The organism is Terrabacter terrigena (assembly GCF_042676085.1).
GTDB lineage: Bacteria > Actinomycetota > Actinomycetes > Actinomycetales > Dermatophilaceae > Terrabacter > Terrabacter terrigena.
Genome location: NZ_JBHTKH010000011.1, coordinates 35,527 through 51,025, shown reverse-complemented (window position 1 = coordinate 51,025; position 15,499 = coordinate 35,527). Strand labels below are relative to the sequence as shown.

The window sequence follows — 15,499 nt, the reverse complement described above, 5'->3', positions numbered from 1 at the left end:
CCATGACGACCACCCAGTCGGCTGCCGCCGAGTTCGCTCGGCGGCAGCAGAGCCCCCTGCAGAGGGTGCAGCACCTCCTCCACGGCTACCCGTGGCTCAGCCCCCTGCTCATCCTCGTCATCGCGTTCATCGCCTTCACCACGATGAACTCGCGGTTCGCCACGCCGTCCTCGCTCGGTCTGCTGCTGCAGCAGACCGCGGTCGTGGCGGCCCTGGCGATCGGTCAGACACTCATCATCCTCACGGCCGGCATCGACCTGTCTGTCGGCGCCATCACGATCCTGTCGATGATGGTGATGGCGACGCTGGCCAAGGACGGCGGGATGAACGGCCTCCTCGCACTGCTGATCGGCCTGCTCCTGGCCGTCGGCGCGGGTCTGCTCAACGGCCTGCTCGTGACCCGGCTGGCACTACCGCCGTTCATCGTCACCCTCGGCACGCTCAGCGTCTTCACGGCCATCGCGCTGCTCTACTCGGGCGGCTCGAGCATCCAGGCCGACCACCTGCCGTCCCTCCTCAACTTCCTGGGCGAGGGGTTCGGCCCGCGGGGCGGCTTCCGCCTCACGTGGGGCGTCATCGCCGTCGGCGTCATGTACGCCGTGGTCGGCTTCGCGCTGTCGCAGACCGCATGGGGACGCCACGTCTATGCCGTCGGCGACGACCGCGAGTCGGCCCGCCTGTCGGGCGTGGGCACCCAGCGCGTGCTCCTCACCGTCTACACCGTCGCCGGGCTCATCTACGGCCTCGCGGCCTGGGTCCTCATCGGCCGCTCCGGCGCCGCGACACCCAACGCCATCGTCGACGCCAACCTCAACAGCATCACCGCAGTGGTCATCGGCGGCACGAGCCTCTTCGGTGGTCGCGGGCGGCTCATCGGGACGCTCATCGGCGCCCTGATCGTCCAGTCCCTCCAGTTCGGTCTCTCGCTCGCCGGCATCGACCAGCAGTACCGCGTCCTCGCCACCGGCGTGCTCGTCATCGTCGCGGTCTCCGTCGACCAGTGGATCAGGAAGGTCAAGGCATGAGCGCCGACGCGCCCCCCACCACCGACCAGTCGGTCGCCCACCAGGGCGGCCTGTTCTCGACGGCCGAACCGAGCAGCGACCGCACCCACCCGGTGCTCTCGGCGCGCGGCCTGGTCAAGACCTTCGGCCGGGTCGTCGGCCTCGACGGCGTCGACCTCGACCTGTACCCCGGCGAGGTGCTCGCCGTCATCGGCGACAACGGCGCCGGCAAGTCGACGCTGATCAAGTGCCTGACGGGCGCCCTCGTGCCCGACTCGGGCGAGATCCGCCTCGACGGCCAGGTCGTGCACTTCAAGCGACCGCAGGACGCCCGCGACGCCGGCATCGAGACGGTCTACCAGCAGCTGGCCGTCATCCCCGCCCTCGACATCGCGAGCAACCTCTACCTCGCCCGGGAGGAGCGTCGTCCGGGTCCGCTCGGCTCGGTGTTCCGCATGCTCGACAAGAAGGGGATGAAGGAGCGAGCCGGCCAGGCCGTCCAGGACCTCGGCATCCAGACCATCCAGAACATGGGCCAGGCCGTCGAGACGCTGTCGGGCGGCCAACGTCAGGCCGTCGCGGTGAGCCGCGCGGCAGCGTTCGGGGGCAAGGTCGTCATCCTCGACGAGCCGACGGCTGCCCTCGGTGTCAAGGAGGGCAACCAGGTCCTCGAGATGATCCGGCAGCTGCGCGACCGGGGCCTCGGGATCATCCTCATCTCGCACAACATGCCGCACGTGTGGGACGTTGCCGACCGCATCCACATCCAGCGTCTCGGCGGGAGCGCCGGCGTCATCACGCCGTCGTCGCACTCGATGACCGACGGCGTAGCGGTGATGACCGGAGCCATGCGGCTCCAAGACTGAAAGCCGTTTCGAGCGCGCTGAGTTCCCCGTCAGGAGAGGCATGTTCGTCAAGATTGTCGTCGGCTACATTCCGACACCCGAGGGGGTCGCCGCGCTCGACGCGGCGATCTCGCTCGCCCAGTCAGAGGGGTCGCACCTCACGGTCGTCAACACCGGACGCGACGGCAACTACGCCGACAAGAGCTTCGCGATGGCCGAGGACATCGACGCCATCGACCTGCAGCTCGCGAACGCCGACATCCCGCACGAGGTGCGTCAGCCGACCTCTGGTCGCTCCGCCGCGGAGGAGATCCTCGGCGCGGCGACGGAGATCGACGCCGACCTCGTCGTCATCGGCCTGCGCCGGCGGTCACCGGTCGGCAAGCTCGTGACGGGCAGCACCGCACAGCAGGTGCTGCTCGACGCCCCGTGCGCCGTCCTGACCGTCAAGGCGCGCTGAGGCGTCCGGCGGTGGCGCTGCGGGACAGCCGCTCGCGTCGGTCTCGCACGTGGGAGAGCCTTCGGAGGTGGTGGCTGAGGTGGCGGCGGACATAACGGATTCGCGGGCGCCCGAGCATCTTTCGCGCTCTACTTGAGGGGAAGTCGTCGCGGGCCCGGGGGGCGGGCCTGCAGCAGTGCGGGAGCATGAGGCATGCGTCAGCGGATGGAGCGCCTGGTCGCGGCGGGGGTGGCCGCCGGCCTGGGCTGCGCCCTGCTCGCCGCCGCCCCGGCTCGCGCCGACGACGGCTCGACCTTTCCGACCCCGTCGCCGTCCGCAGAGCCAAGCCTCGGCTTCGGCACGGGCCTCGGTGGCGCCGGGACGGCAACCCCGACAGGCATGCCCGGCGTGTCCGGCGGAGCAGGCGGGGCCGGCGGGGCCGGCGGGAGTGAGGGCGCCGACGGCGCGCCCGCCCGGCAGGCCGACCCCCTGACCACGCTCGGGGGTCTGGCGGGGGTGCTGGTCACGCCGCTGTTCGAGCGGCTCCTCCTGACAGCCGGCGCGGTGGTGACCGCCCAGCAGGCGAAGCCGGCGGCACCGGGTGACCAGACCCAGCAGGACGCGCAGCCCGGCGAGCTGCCGGGCGCCCAACCCGACCCCGCAACGCTCCAGCCGGGTGGAGGCACCAGCGCCACGTCCTCGACGTGGCGGCCGAGGGCCGACATCCAGGTGCCGACCGCCGTGGCCGTCCCGCCCAGGGGTGGCGGCAACGGTCCACTGACCAAGGAGCAGGTCATCTGGGCGGCCTACACGTCGGCTGCCGCGAAGAGGCCCTCGTGCCGCATCCCCGTCATGCTGCTCGCGGCCATCGGCGAGGTCGAGTCGTCCTCGCTGCGCGGCCGCCGGCTCGACGCGTCCCACGACGCCGTCCCGCCGGTCCGGGGGCCGGCGCTCACGGGCGGGAGCTACGCCGCGATCCGCGACAGCGACGGCGGCCGCTTCGACGGCGACCCCGTGTGGGACCGGGCCGTCGGACCGATGCAGTTCATCCCGGCCACGTGGCGGATCTGGGGCGCCGACGGCAACGGTGACGGCATACGCGACCCGCAGAACATCGAGGACGCCGCGCTCGCGGCGGCCGGCTACCTCTGCGCCGGGGGCCGTGACCTGTCGCAGGCCGCCGACCTGCGCGCCGCCGTGCTGTCGTACAACCACTCGCAGCGCTACCTCGCGACCGTGGTCGGCATCATCCAGGCCGTGACGTCCGGCGCCCTCGCCGGCCCCTGACGGCAAATCCCCACCCATCTGGTGGGGATGGATCGGATGCCGGACCCATTTGGGTCAAGATAATGGCCGGTTATACATTCGATCACATGACCGTCACCGACCACTCGACCGCGACCGCGCCTGCACGCCCCGGCACCAGGCCGCCACGCGGCGGTCGCTCCAACGGGCAGTGGAAGGTGGACGGCACCGAGCCGCTCAACGGCAACGAGACCTGGAAGCAGGAGGACAACGGGCTCAACGTCCGCGAGCGGATCGAGCAGATCTACTCCCGCGACGGGTTCGACTCGATCCCCACGCAGGACCTCTCCGGCCGCTTCCGCTGGTGGGGCCTCTACACGCAGCGCAAGCCCGGCATCGACGGCGGCCGCACGGCCCAGCTGAGCGACGACGAGCTGAGCGACCGCTACTTCATGCTCCGCGTCCGCAGCGACGGCCAGGCCCTCACGCCCGAGCGGCTACGCGTCCTCGGCGGCATCTCCACCGACTTCGCCCGCGACTCGGCCGACATCACCGACCGGCAGAACATCCAGTACCACTGGGTCGGCATCGAGGACGTGCCCGAGATCTGGCGGCGGCTCGAGGCCGTCGGCCTGCAGACGACGGAGGCCTGCGGCGACACCCCGCGAGGCTTCCTCGGCAGCCCCGTCGCCGGCGTCGCGGCCGACGAGATCATCGACCCGACGCCCGTCATCCTGCGGATCACCGAGAAGTACCTCGGCGACCTCGACCTCTCCAACCTGCCGCGCAAGTTCAAGACGGCCATCACCGGCCACCCGAGCCTCGACGTCGTGCACGAGATCAACGACATCTCCCTCGTCGGCGTCGTGCACCCCGAGCTCGGGCCGGGCTTCGACCTCTGGGTCGGCGGCGGCCTCTCGACCTCGCCACGGCTGGCCGAGCGCATCGGCGTCTTCGTGTCCGAGGACGACGCCGTCGACGTCTGGCACGGCGTCATCTCGATCTTCCGTGACTACGGCTACCGCAGGCTCCGCAACAAGGCCCGCCTCAAGTTCCTCCTGGCCGAGTGGGGCCCGGCGAAGTTCCGCGAGGTGCTCGAGACCGAGTACCTCGGGCACCCGCTGCCCGACGGCCCGCCCCCCGCACCCGCCACGGGCCCCGGCGACCACGTCGGCGTGCACCTGCAGAAGGACGGCAACTACTACGTCGGCGCCGCCCCCACCGTGGGCCGCATCAGCGGCACCCTGCTGACCCGGCTCGGCGACCTCGTCGAGGCCTACGGCGCCAGCGCTGTCCGGCTCACCGCCCACCAGAAGCTCGTCGTCCTCGACGTCCCGGCCGAGCGCGTCGACGACTTCGTCGCCGAGCTCGAGGGCCTCGGCCTGACGGCGAAGCCCAGCCCGTTCCGTCGAACGACGATGGCGTGCACGGGTATCGAGTACTGCAAGCTGGCCATCGTCGAGACGAAGCAGACCGCGACCGACGCCATCGCCGAGCTCGAGACCCGGCTCGCCGACCTCGTCGAGGACGGCTCGCTCGACGCCCCCATCCTGCTCAACATCAACGGCTGCCCCAACTCGTGCGCGCGCATCCAGACCGCCGACATCGGCCTCAAGGGCCAGCTCGTCACCGTGGACGGAGAGCAGGTGCCGGGCTTCCAAGTGCACCTCGGCGGTGGCCTCGCCTCGGTCGGGCGCGACCAGGCCGGCCTCGGGCGCACCGTCCGCGGCCTCAAGGTGACGGCCGACGACCTGCCCGACTACGTCGAGCGCGTCGTGCGCACCTTCGCCAAACAGCGCGAGCAGGGCGAGACCTTCGCCCAGTGGAGCCACCGTGCCGAGGAAGGAGCCCTCCAGTGACCGCAGTCCCCCTGGCCACCCCGAAGGTGCCGCGCAAGCGCCGCTCGGAGGCCGAGCTCAAGGCGATCGTCGACGACTTCAACGCGACGCTCGGCGCCGACCCCGAGCACGAGCCGACGGCCGACGAGGTCGCTGCCTGGGCCGCGTTCCACTTCGACGGCAGTCTCGCGGTGGCGTGCTCCATGGCGGATGCCGTTCTGCCGCACGTGGTCTCGCGGTTCGCCCCCGGGGTCGACGTGCTCTTCCTCGAGACCGGCTACCACTTCTCCGACACGATCGTCACGCGCGACATCGTGGCCGAGGACCTGCCGATCACCCTCGTCAACGTCATGCCCGAGCTCACCGTGGCCGAGCAGGACGAGAAGTACGGTCCGCGGCTCTACGAGCGCGACCCCGCCCTGTGCTGCCAGATGCGCAAGGTCGAGCCGCTCGCCCGCACGCTGCCGCTCTACGAGGCCTGGGTCACCGGCGTGCGCCGGGAGGAGGGCCCCACCCGCGCCGACACCCCCCTCGTCACGTGGGACGCCAAGAACGGCCTCGTCAAGATCAACCCGCTCGCAGCGTGGACCTTCGACGAGCTCCTCACGTATGCCGCCGACAACCAGGTCGAGGTCAACTCCCTTCTCTCCGATGGCTACCCGTCGATCGGCTGCGAGCCGTGCACCCGCCGGGTCGAGCCCGGCGAGGACCCCCGCGCCGGCCGTTGGGCCGGCTTCGCCAAGACCGAGTGCGGACTCCACACATGACGACGACCACCAAGACCATCGACACCCCGACCGGCTCGGCGACGCCGGTCGACGGCGAGACGCGGCCGACGGCATACGCGACGACGTCCTCGACCGACCGTCGGCTGAGCCAGCTCGACGCGCTCGAGGCGGAGGCGATCCTCGTCATCCGCGAGATGGCCGGCGAGCTCGAGCGCCCGGCGCTGCTCTTCAGCGGCGGCAAGGACTCGGTCGTCATGCTGCACCTGGCGACGAAGGCGTTCTGGCCGGCGCCGATCCCGTTCCCGGTGCTGCACGTCGACACGGGCCACAACTTTCCCGAGGTGCTCGCCTACCGCGACGAGACGGTCGAGCGCCTCGGCCTGCGTCTCGTCGTCGCGAGCGTGCAGGACTACATCGACGACGGCCGGCTGCGCGAGCGCGCCGACGGCACGCGCAACCCCCTGCAGACGATGCCGCTGCTCGATGCCATCAACGACAACCGTTTCGACGGCGTCTTCGGTGGCGGCCGCCGCGACGAGGAGAAGGCGCGCGCCAAGGAGCGGATCGTCTCTCTCCGCGACGAGTTCGGCCAGTGGGACCCGAAGAACCAGCGGCCCGAGCTGTGGAACCTCTTCAACCCGCGCCACCGCCCGGGCGAGCACGTGCGGGTCTTCCCGATCAGCAACTGGACCGAGGTCGACATCTGGCGCTACATCGAGCGCGAGGACATCCCGCTCGCACCGCTCTACTACGCCCACGAGCGAGAGGTCTTCCGCCGCGACGGCATGTGGCTCGCGGTCGGCCCCGTGAGCCGGCCGCGTGACGACGAGACGGTCGAGACGCGCCTCGTGCGCTACCGGACCGTCGGTGACATGTCGTGCACCGGCGCCGTCGAGTCGCCGGCCACGACCAACGCCGACATCGTCCTCGAGGTGGCTGCCTCGACACTGACGGAGCGCGGTGCCACGCGCGCCGACGACCGCATCTCGGAGGCCGCCATGGAGGACCGCAAGAAGGAAGGCTATTTCTGATGGCGACCGCCACCCAGGCTCCCGAGACCGTCGACCCCTCACTGGTCGACCCCGCCGCCGTTGCCGGCGCCGGTCGCGGCACGCTGCTGCGCCTCGCGACCGCCGGCTCCGTCGACGACGGCAAGTCGACCCTCGTCGGCCGCCTGCTCCACGACACCAAGTCGGTGCTGTCCGACCAGCTCGCCGCCGTCGAGCGCGTGTCGCGTGACCGCGGCCTGACCGCCGCCGACCTGGCGCTGCTCACCGACGGCCTGCGCGCCGAGCGCGAGCAGGGCATCACCATCGATGTCGCCTACCGCTACTTCGCGACGGCCAACCGCTCGTTCGTGCTCGCCGACTGCCCCGGCCACGTGCAGTACACCCGCAACACGGTCACCGGCAGCTCGACCGCCGACGTCGTCGTGCTCCTCGTCGACGCGCGCAAGGGCGTGCTCGAGCAGACCCGTCGCCACCTCGCGGTTACGGCTCTGCTCCGCGTGCCGCACGTCGTCGTCGCGGTGAACAAGATCGACCTCGTCGACTTCTCGCAGGAGGTCTACGACCGCGTCGAGGCCGAGGTGCAGGCCGTGGCTCGCGAGCTCGGCGTCGAGGACGCCATCGCCATCCCGGTCAGTGCGCTCGACGGAGACAACGTCGCGCACCGCTCCGAGCGCACCCCCTGGTACGCCGGCCCGAGCCTTCTCGAGCTCCTGGAGGCGCTGCCGCCGTCCGACGACCCGGCCAACGAGTCGTTCCGGCTGCCGGTGCAGCTCGTCATCCGCCCGCAGGGCGCCGCGCGCGACCCGCAGCACCGCGACTACCGCGGGTACGCCGGCCAGGTCGCCTCTGGCGTCGTGCGCGTCGGTGACGAGGTGGTGGCGCTCCCGTCGGGAAAGCGCACGTCCGTCACCGGCATCGACCTCGGCGAGTCCACCCTCGACGAGGCGTTCGCGCCCCAGTCCGTGACGCTGCGGCTCGCCGACGAGATCGACATCTCGCGTGGCGACGTCATCGCGGCCGCCGCCGACGCGCCCGAGCCGACCCAGGACATCAAGGCCGTCGTCTGCTGGCTCGGTGACGCGCCGCTGCGCCCCGGCCAGCGGCTCCTGCTCAAGCACGGGTCGCGCACGGTGCAGACCGCCGTGCGCACGCTTGACGGTGCCCTCGACCTCGACGACCTCCACGCCGTGCCGTCGGAGTCCTTGTCGCTCAACGACATCGGCCTCGTGACGCTCCGGCTGGCGTCGGCCGTTCCGGTCGAGAACTACTCGACGTCGCGACGTGGCGGGTCCTTCCTGCTCATCGACGCCCACGACGGCCGCACGGTCGCCGCGGGGATGGTCGGTGCCACGCTGCCCACCGCGGCAGACGCCCCGTCGCAGCCCGAGGGTGACGAGGAATGGGAGATCTGAAGCCGGCGCTGCCGGTCGTCCTCGACCTGACCGGCCGTCTCGTCGTGGCCGTCGGTGGCGGCCCGGTCTCCGCGCGCCGCGTGCGTGCCTTCCTCGACGAGGGCGCCGTCGTGCGCGTCGTCGCGCCGTGGCTCTGCGAGGACCTCAGCGACCTGGCCGCCGCCGGCCGGGTCGACTGGGTCGAGCGCGACTACGCCGGACCTTCCGACCTCGACGGCGCCTGGTTCGCCCACACCGCAACGGGCGAGGCGTCCGTCGACCGTGAGGTCGCCTCCGACGCCGAGTCCCTGCGCGTCTGGTGCGTCGATGCCACCGACGCCGCCGGCACGACCGCGAGCGTCGCGGCCCGCACCGACGTGACCACGCCCGACGGCCGGGTCACCATCTCCGCGTATGCCGCCGGCGACCCCGGTCTGGCCGTGACCGTGCGCGACGGGGTGGAGCGGGCGCTCGCCACGGGCACCCTCGACCTGCGTCGCACCCGCACCCACGGCCGCCGGGGCTGGGTCGCGCTCGTCGGTGGCGGACCCGGCACCGACGGCCTGCTCACGACCCGGGGCCACGAGCTGCTCGCCTCGGCCGACGTCGTCGTGGTCGACCGGCTCGCTCCGCGCGCCGTCGTCGACCGACTGCCCGCCTCGGTGCGCGTCGTCGACGTCGGCAAGACGCCGGGCAACCACCCCGTGCCGCAGTCGCGGATCAACGACATCCTCGTCGAGGAGGCCCAGCGGGGCCTCGGGGTGGTCCGCCTCAAGGGCGGCGACCCCTACGTGCTCGGCCGCGGTGGCGAGGAGCGCGAGGCCTGCGAGCCACACGGCATACCCGTCGAGGTCGTGCCGGGCGTGACGAGTGCGGTCTCCGTGCCCGCAGCCGCCGGCATCCCGGTGACCCACCGCGGTGTCGCGCGCGGCTTCACGGTCGTCACGGGCCACGAGGACATCCCGGCATTGCCGACCGGCGGCGACCACACGCTGGTGCTCCTCATGGGGGTCACCCAGCTCGCCCGCACGACCGAGCTGCTCGTCGCGCACGGGCGCTCGGCGGACTGCCCCGTGGCCGTCGTCGAGCGCGGCTTCTCGCCCGACCAGCGCACCACCGTCGGGACCGTCGCGACGATCGCCGGGCTCGCCCGGTCACGTGGCGTCCGTGCCCCTGCCGTCGTCGTCGTCGGCGACGTCGTGCGCCTCGGTCACGACTGGCCCGAACCCCAGCCGAACGAACGCTGAGTCACCATCTGACCGAGTGCTCTCTCGATCGGAGGGTGATCGAGAGGACGGGTGGTCAGGTCGGTCGGGTGAGGGCGGCTGCCTGCGCCTCGAGGATCCCGGCCAGCTGCGGCCACCGAACCGCCCCGGCCCGGCCACCGAGGGCTGCGACCACGACCGCGCTGCCCACGACGCACCAGGCCGTCAGGGTCCGTGAGTGCTCCCCGTCGAGGACGAACGGCTGCTCGGCCGCCTCGACGTGGCCGGCGCCCGCCACCTCGGGCGGTGACACCGTGCGCAGCTCGCCGACGTCCGAGAGCCCCTTGCTCCTCGGCATCGTGCGGGGCAGCGCGCGCAGCTCGTCGACGCCGGTCCTGGCGTCCTCGGGCGAGGCGAACGGGATGACCTGGATGAACAGGTCGGCGCGGCCCACCTCCTGGTACGCGCGCACGCTCGTCACCGAACGCGCGGCCCGGGCGCGCGTGATGACCTCGCTCGTGCTGCCGCTCGCCCCGGTGCGGTAGGTGCGCTGCCCGCGCGCGGTCCACGGGCCCCCGGGCACGTCGGCTGCTCGGAGACAGGTGTTCCGCGAACCGATCGACCTCACCTGCGCCAGCACGAGGCGCCCGATACTCGTCACGCGGTCACGATATGCCGACGCCGCCGCCTCACGTGACGGCAGCGAGGATCCGGTCGATGCGGGGGATCGTCACGGGGTCGTCCGGGATCTCGAGGAACCACCGTGCGAGGCGTGCTCGCTCGGCCTCCTTCGTCGCACCGACCCAGCGGGAGCAGGCGAGCTGCCCGATGTGGGCCTGCTCCGCGACGAGCATCGTGAAGTGACCGCGGCGCGTCACGCGCCCCGGTCCACCGGCGTCGCGGTATGCCGTGCTGATCCGACGCGCTCGCGAAGGGTCGTCGTCACCGAACTCGTAGAGCACCATCGCGAGCTCCTGGCTCGCGTCTGCGGGGCCCATGTTCTCGAAGTCGATGACGCAGATGCGGCCGTCGGCGGACTCGAGCACGTTGTCGGCCCACAGGTCGCGGTGGCACGTGATCGGCGACTCGTGCGGCTCGATGACCGACTCGACCGCGACCAGCTCGTCGACGAGGGCCCCCAGCTCTCCGGCGAACGGTGCGTCCTCGTCGACGAGGCGCTGGTGCAGCTCTCGCCAGCTGGCCTCACCGAACCCGGTGGCGAACCAGTTGTCGACGCCGCCGTCGGCGGGCGGCCCTGCGCGGTGCAGCGCCGCCAGGGTGCGGCCGACGGCTGCGGGGTCCAGCAGGCGCGACCGTGACCGCAGGTCGACCCACTCGAAGAGCCGCACGGCAGTGTCGTCCACGAGCGTCGCGACCTCACCACGGGGAGTGCGCACGAGCCGTGGCGTGAAGACTCCCCCGGCGAGGGCGGCCTCGACGAAGCCGGCGTCGCGGGACACGTCGGCGAGGTCGGGGGTGGCGATCCACTCCTTCACGGCGTGGCTGCCCGCCGGCGTGTCGAGCCGCCAGATCTGGCCGAGCTGACCGCGCGCGACCGGCCCGGTGAGCCGGGCCGGTCGGGGGAGGTCGTAGGCGTCGGCGACCGCGTCGGCCGCCGAGCGGGTCAGCACCGCAGGGTTCCGTTCAGCAGGCCCGGCTCACGGCAGCAGCCGCCAGACGGTGACGACCACGGTGAGCACGGCGAGAGCCAGGGACGCCCAGCCGATCGGGGACCGGCCGGCGCGACCGCGGCCGAGGAGGAGCAGCAGCGCCGCGAGCACCGACACCACCGCGGCGGCCACCGTCTCCTCGGCGCCGTCGTCGATGGTGCGGATGACGAGCGTCTGGTCGAACCCCACGCGGACGATGCGTCCGAGCAGGCGCACGACGAAGAAGAGCCACCACCCGACCGTGACCCAGAAGAGCGCCACGCCGACCTGGCCGATGAGCGGGTCGACCCCTCGCTCGGTGCCAGCCGCCGCCGCGGACCCCGTGGGTTCAGCGCCACTCGGCGGGGGCCACCAGCCGGGCTGGACGGCATGCGGGCTCGGGGTGACGGGCAGCGTCTGGGTGGGGACCGGCACGACGAACTGCTCGTCGGGGCCTGCCGACCCTGCTGCGGACCCGGCCGGGCCGGGAGCGTCGCTCATGGCGACAACGTACCCCCGGGCCCGGCCCGCGAGCTCGAACCTCGACCTGCTCTGCTTGCCGCTCGGCTCACTCCCGGGCTCACCTCTGGGCTCACTCCTGGGCGGCCGCCCGCTGCTCGGCGTCGAACGCGATGAGCGAGGAGGCCTCCTGCATCGAGGCGCCCGCGGCCACGGCCGATCGGGTGCGCCCGATGTTGCGCGACGTCGCGGCCATCGCGGCGGCGACCCGGCCGCGGCTGTAGGTCATCGAGTTGGCGGCCGCGACCCCGATGCTCGTCCCGACCTCGATGGCGTCCTGGTCGGCGCCCATGTAGAGGAACTGCCAGCCGTAGTCCTTCGTCTGGCGCTCGATCATGGCCTTGACCTGCGGGTGGCTCAGCTCGTGCGAGGCGTTCTCGTGGCCGTCGGTCATGATGCCGACGATGACGACGCCGGGCCGCTCGTGCTCCGCCAGTGCGGCCAGTCGCTGGCCCGCCTCGCCGACGAGCCGGCCGATCGAGTCGAGCAGCGCGGTGCTGCCGCGGGGTGCGAGCTGCAGCGGGGGGACGTCGGCGACCGGTCGGTCGCGGTAGACCTCCTCGTACTGGTCGTCGAACTGCGCCAGCGTGACGCGGCACTGGCCACCCTGCGACCGCTGCTCCTCGATGAAGGCGTCGAAGCCGCCCTCGGTGTCGTCCTTGATCGACTGCATGGAGCCGCTGCGGTCGAGCAGGAAGTAGAGGTGGGTGAGGTTCGGGTTGGTCATGGTGGGTCCCCTCTCTGGTGCGGTCGGTGGGTGCGTCAGGTGGTGCGCCTGGCGCGGAATCGCATCGGCTTCGGCTGGTCCGGCTGGTCGGGCGCCTCGCGGTGCCGGCCCTCCTCGAGGTCGTAGCGGGCGCGCTCGACCCCGGCTGCCGTGACGCGACCGGAGTCCGAGCCGTATGCCGCGAGCAGCCGGGTGCGTGCGAGGCGCGGGCCGACGGCGTTCTCCGACAGGCCCGCGAGCGCGCCGGCCGTGCGGATGGTGCCGCCCTCGGAGACCAGCACGGCTGCCATGGCCTCGTCGATGGCGGTGGTGACGTGCTCCTGGGCGATGCGCAGGAGCGGCAGCGCGGCGCTCGGGACCCCGGCATCGGCCCTGGCGAGCGCGGTCGAGGCGGCGTCGATCGCCGCCCGGATGGTCTCGCTCGAGGACGCGGGTGCAGGGGTCTGCGGGTGCTCGCTGCTCATGCCTCCACCATGCCGCATTAACTGCGGCAGCGCAATAGAAGCGGGTCGCTGATGCACTCCGCCAGGCAGGCTGGGGCGCGCGAGGGCGTACGCGTGGGGCGTGCTGGTGGGAGCGCAGGTCGGGCGGTCACGGGCTCCTGGCGGGGAAGCCGGGACGGAGCGCGTGACCGCCCGACGGACGAGCGACCGGTTGTGGTGGAGGCGTCAGGCGAAGGCGAAGAGGGCGATCGGGTCGGACGTCGGCTGGCCCGATCCGCCCGGGGGCTCGACCGTGATGCCGGCGCCCTTGGCCTTGCTCGCGTCGCCCTCGAGGACCACGACCTGGTCGGGTCCGGGCGGCATGACGCCGGCCGAGGCCATGTGCCCGGTCGGGTCCTGCAGCCACAGCTGGTAGACCTTGCCGTTCGGAGCATCGGCCATCTTCGAGGTCACGATGACGGCCCTGTGGAGCGACTCGGAGCGCCACACGGTCGCGGTGGACCCGTCGGGGAAGCGCTTGGCGGTGCTCGTCGCGTCGGGGGCTGCCAGCACCTGGTCGGCGATCACCCTGGTCGGGTCGGTGTTGACCTGCCGCCACACGGTGAAACCACCGATGGCGAGGACGGCCACGGTTGCGGCGGCCACGACCAGGCGCCATCCGCGGCCCAACCTGGCGCTGCGAGAACGCCGGCGCTCTCCCAGCTCGTCGGCGGCGTCGCGCTGGTCGGTGCCCCCGATGGGCACCCCGGTCGTGCTCGCACCCGCGGCCGAGTCCTCCGCATCAGGTGCGGAAGGCTGGAGGGTGTCGTCGCCGCGCTCGGTCTGCGGTGCCGTGAGGGGCGGAAGAGGACGCACCTTCGAGATCTCGGAGAGGACCTTGGCGCGGAGTGAGGGGGGTGGTGCGCTCTCGGTGAGAACGGCCAGCTGGGAGGCAGCGGCGCGCAGGCTCGCGACCTCGGCCTGGCAGTCCGGGCAGCCCGCGAGGTGGCGCTCGAAATGAGCCCGCTCGACGTCGTCGATCGCGTCGACGGCGTAGGCACCCGAGAGTGCGTGGATGTCGTCGCTCACAGTGTCACCCCCAGCGTGTCTCGTAGTCGGATGAGTCCGTCACGTATTCGTGTCTTGGCGGTCCCGAGCGGCAGGTCGAGCATCGTTGCCACCTCGGTGTGCGTGTAGCCGCCCAGGTACGCGAGCTGCAGGGCCTCGCGTTGCGCGCTGGTGAGGGTCTCCAGCGCCCGGTGCACGCGCTCCGCGTCGAGGCGCTCGACGACCGCCTCGGCCGTGGAGTCGTGCGTGACGTCCTGGGTGCTGGCGCCGTAGCCCTCGTCGCGGTTTCGCGCGGCCTCGGCCGAGCGGACCCGGTCGACGGCCTTGCGGTGGGCGATGGTGAGCATCCACGACAGCGGGCTGCCCCGCCCGGGGTCGAAGCGGGCGCTGTGCCGCCAGATCTCGAGGAAGACCTCCTGGGTGACCTCCTCGGACTGGGCCGGGTCGCGCACGACGCGTCGCACGAGGCCGAAGACCCGCGACGACACGGCGTCGTACAGGTCGGCGAAGGCCGACTCGTCGCCGGCTGCCGCCCGCCGGAGCAGCTGCTCCAGCGGGACGGGGCCGGCGGCACCCTCCGGCGTGTCGTCGCCGGAGGGCACCACCGAGAACCGTGACATGGGGTCCATTGTGTCGCCCGTCGTCGTGGTGTGCGTCAGCCTGGTCAGGAGACGATCAGGGCATCAGGACGGAGTCGATGATGTAGACCGTCGCGTTGGCCGTCGGCACGTTGCCGCAGATGACCTTGGCCTTCTCCTTGCCGACGGTGAACATCTCGCCCGACCCCTCGACCTTGATCGTGGTGCCGGCGAGGGTCTTGTGCTCGCCGGCCAGCTTGTCGGGAGCGATCTTGCCGGCCACGACGTGGTTCGTGAGGATCTTGGTCAGCGTCGGCTTGTCGGCGAGCACCTTCTTGAGGTCGGAGGCCGGGATCTTGGCGAACGCGTCGTTCACCGGCGCGAAGACGGTGACCTCGGGGGCCGAGTTCAGGGTGTCCACGAGGCCGGCGGCCTTGACGGCGGTGACGAGCGTCGACAGGAGCGGGTTGTTGCTCGCGGCGGTCGCCACCGGGTCGGTCGCCATGCCGTTGAAGGAGCCCTTGCCGTCCTTCGGCACCGCGGCGCAGCCCTCGCCGAAGACGGCGGAGGAGGCGTCCATCGACTCGGACGTCGACGACATCGTCTCCGACGGGGTCGGCGTCATGGCCTCGGAGCTGGTGGCGGCGGGCGTGCTGCCGGCACCGGCGGAGGCCGTGTTGTCGCTGGAGCTGCCGCAGGCGGCGAGGCTGAGCGGCAGGGCGATGGCGAGGGCGACGAGGCCGGCGCGGGTCTTCATGGTCTTCATCTCGGGTGACTCCTTGTGGCTTGGGGGTGGTGCACAGTCATGGGTGGTTCGGTGCGGCCGCCGGT

17 protein-coding genes are annotated in these 15,499 nt (G+C 72.2%); 9 read left to right on the top strand and 8 right to left on the bottom strand.

What is annotated here, in order from left to right; all coding sequences use genetic code 11:
* Nucleotides 1-2: 2 nt before the first annotated feature.
* The 9 genes from ACFQ2V_RS15825 (at nucleotide 3) to cobA (ending at nucleotide 9,747) form a co-directional block, all read left to right on the top strand.
* On the top strand, nucleotides 3-1,025 hold the full coding sequence (locus ACFQ2V_RS15825; RefSeq protein ID WP_386053814.1) for an ABC transporter permease: 1,023 nt from the start codon (nucleotides 3-5) through the stop codon (nucleotides 1,023-1,025).
* A complete protein-coding gene (locus tag ACFQ2V_RS15820; protein ID WP_386053813.1) occupies nucleotides 1,022-1,870 on the top strand; it encodes an ATP-binding cassette domain-containing protein in 849 nt (282 codons plus the stop codon). The genes ACFQ2V_RS15825 and ACFQ2V_RS15820 overlap by 4 nt, the downstream gene beginning before the upstream one ends.
* Nucleotides 1,871-1,910: 40 nt before the next feature.
* Entirely contained in the window at nucleotides 1,911-2,309 is a 399-nt protein-coding gene (locus ACFQ2V_RS15815; protein ID WP_386053812.1) for a universal stress protein, read from the top strand.
* A 192-nt stretch (nucleotides 2,310-2,501) separates the two neighbouring features.
* On the top strand, nucleotides 2,502-3,575 hold the full coding sequence (locus tag ACFQ2V_RS15810) for a lytic transglycosylase domain-containing protein (protein ID WP_386053811.1): 1,074 nt from the start codon (nucleotides 2,502-2,504) through the stop codon (nucleotides 3,573-3,575).
* 86 nt (nucleotides 3,576-3,661) lie between these two features.
* Nucleotides 3,662-5,392, top strand: a complete 1,731-nt coding sequence (locus ACFQ2V_RS15805; protein WP_386053810.1) for a nitrite/sulfite reductase — start codon at nucleotides 3,662-3,664, stop codon at nucleotides 5,390-5,392.
* Nucleotides 5,389-6,138: a phosphoadenylyl-sulfate reductase gene (locus ACFQ2V_RS15800; protein WP_386053809.1), complete on the top strand. Its 750-nt coding sequence runs from the start codon at nucleotides 5,389-5,391 to the stop codon at nucleotides 6,136-6,138. Before ACFQ2V_RS15805 ends, ACFQ2V_RS15800 begins: the two co-directional genes overlap by 4 nt.
* Entirely contained in the window at nucleotides 6,135-7,130 is a 996-nt protein-coding gene (gene cysD / locus ACFQ2V_RS15795) for a sulfate adenylyltransferase subunit CysD (RefSeq protein WP_386053808.1), read from the top strand. Before ACFQ2V_RS15800 ends, cysD begins: the two co-directional genes overlap by 4 nt.
* The gene (locus ACFQ2V_RS15790) at nucleotides 7,130-8,521 is read left to right on the top strand and encodes a sulfate adenylyltransferase subunit 1 (protein WP_386053807.1); all 1,392 of its coding nucleotides are present in this window, start codon (nucleotides 7,130-7,132) and stop codon (nucleotides 8,519-8,521) included. The genes cysD and ACFQ2V_RS15790 overlap by 1 nt, the downstream gene beginning before the upstream one ends.
* Nucleotides 8,509-9,747 carry a uroporphyrinogen-III C-methyltransferase gene (gene cobA / locus ACFQ2V_RS15785; RefSeq protein WP_386053806.1) on the top strand — a complete coding sequence of 413 codons (1,239 nt, stop codon included), beginning with the start codon at nucleotides 8,509-8,511 and terminating at the stop codon, nucleotides 9,745-9,747. The genes ACFQ2V_RS15790 and cobA overlap by 13 nt, the downstream gene beginning before the upstream one ends.
* Before the next feature lie 55 nt (nucleotides 9,748-9,802).
* On the opposite strand, the gene ACFQ2V_RS15780 is transcribed toward cobA, so the two are convergent.
* From ACFQ2V_RS15780 to ACFQ2V_RS15745, 8 genes are all read right to left on the bottom strand, one after another.
* Complete coding sequence (locus ACFQ2V_RS15780; RefSeq protein WP_386053805.1) at nucleotides 9,803-10,366, bottom strand: hypothetical protein; 564 nt, start codon at nucleotides 10,364-10,366, stop codon at nucleotides 9,803-9,805.
* Nucleotides 10,367-10,394: 28 nt separating this feature from the next.
* The gene (locus tag ACFQ2V_RS15775) at nucleotides 10,395-11,336 is read right to left on the bottom strand and encodes a phosphotransferase enzyme family protein (RefSeq protein WP_386053804.1); all 942 of its coding nucleotides are present in this window, start codon (nucleotides 11,334-11,336) and stop codon (nucleotides 10,395-10,397) included.
* Between the two features lie 27 nt (nucleotides 11,337-11,363).
* Nucleotides 11,364-11,855: a hypothetical protein gene (locus tag ACFQ2V_RS15770; protein WP_386053803.1), complete on the bottom strand. Its 492-nt coding sequence runs from the start codon at nucleotides 11,853-11,855 to the stop codon at nucleotides 11,364-11,366.
* A gap of 91 nt (nucleotides 11,856-11,946) precedes the next feature.
* Entirely contained in the window at nucleotides 11,947-12,600 is a 654-nt protein-coding gene (locus ACFQ2V_RS15765) for a VWA domain-containing protein (protein ID WP_386053802.1), read from the bottom strand.
* 35 nt (nucleotides 12,601-12,635) lie between these two features.
* Nucleotides 12,636-13,064, bottom strand: coding sequence for a hypothetical protein (locus tag ACFQ2V_RS15760; RefSeq protein ID WP_386053801.1), 429 nt, complete (start codon nucleotides 13,062-13,064; stop codon nucleotides 12,636-12,638).
* 204 nt (nucleotides 13,065-13,268) lie between these two features.
* Nucleotides 13,269-14,111, bottom strand: a complete 843-nt coding sequence (locus ACFQ2V_RS15755) for an anti-sigma factor (protein ID WP_386053800.1) — start codon at nucleotides 14,109-14,111, stop codon at nucleotides 13,269-13,271.
* Nucleotides 14,108-14,719: an ECF RNA polymerase sigma factor SigK gene (gene sigK / locus ACFQ2V_RS15750; RefSeq protein WP_386053799.1), complete on the bottom strand. Its 612-nt coding sequence runs from the start codon at nucleotides 14,717-14,719 to the stop codon at nucleotides 14,108-14,110. The genes ACFQ2V_RS15755 and sigK overlap by 4 nt, the downstream gene beginning before the upstream one ends.
* A gap of 46 nt (nucleotides 14,720-14,765) precedes the next feature.
* Nucleotides 14,766-15,434: a fasciclin domain-containing protein gene (locus ACFQ2V_RS15745; protein ID WP_386053798.1), complete on the bottom strand. Its 669-nt coding sequence runs from the start codon at nucleotides 15,432-15,434 to the stop codon at nucleotides 14,766-14,768.
* Nucleotides 15,435-15,499 lie beyond the last annotated feature (65 nt).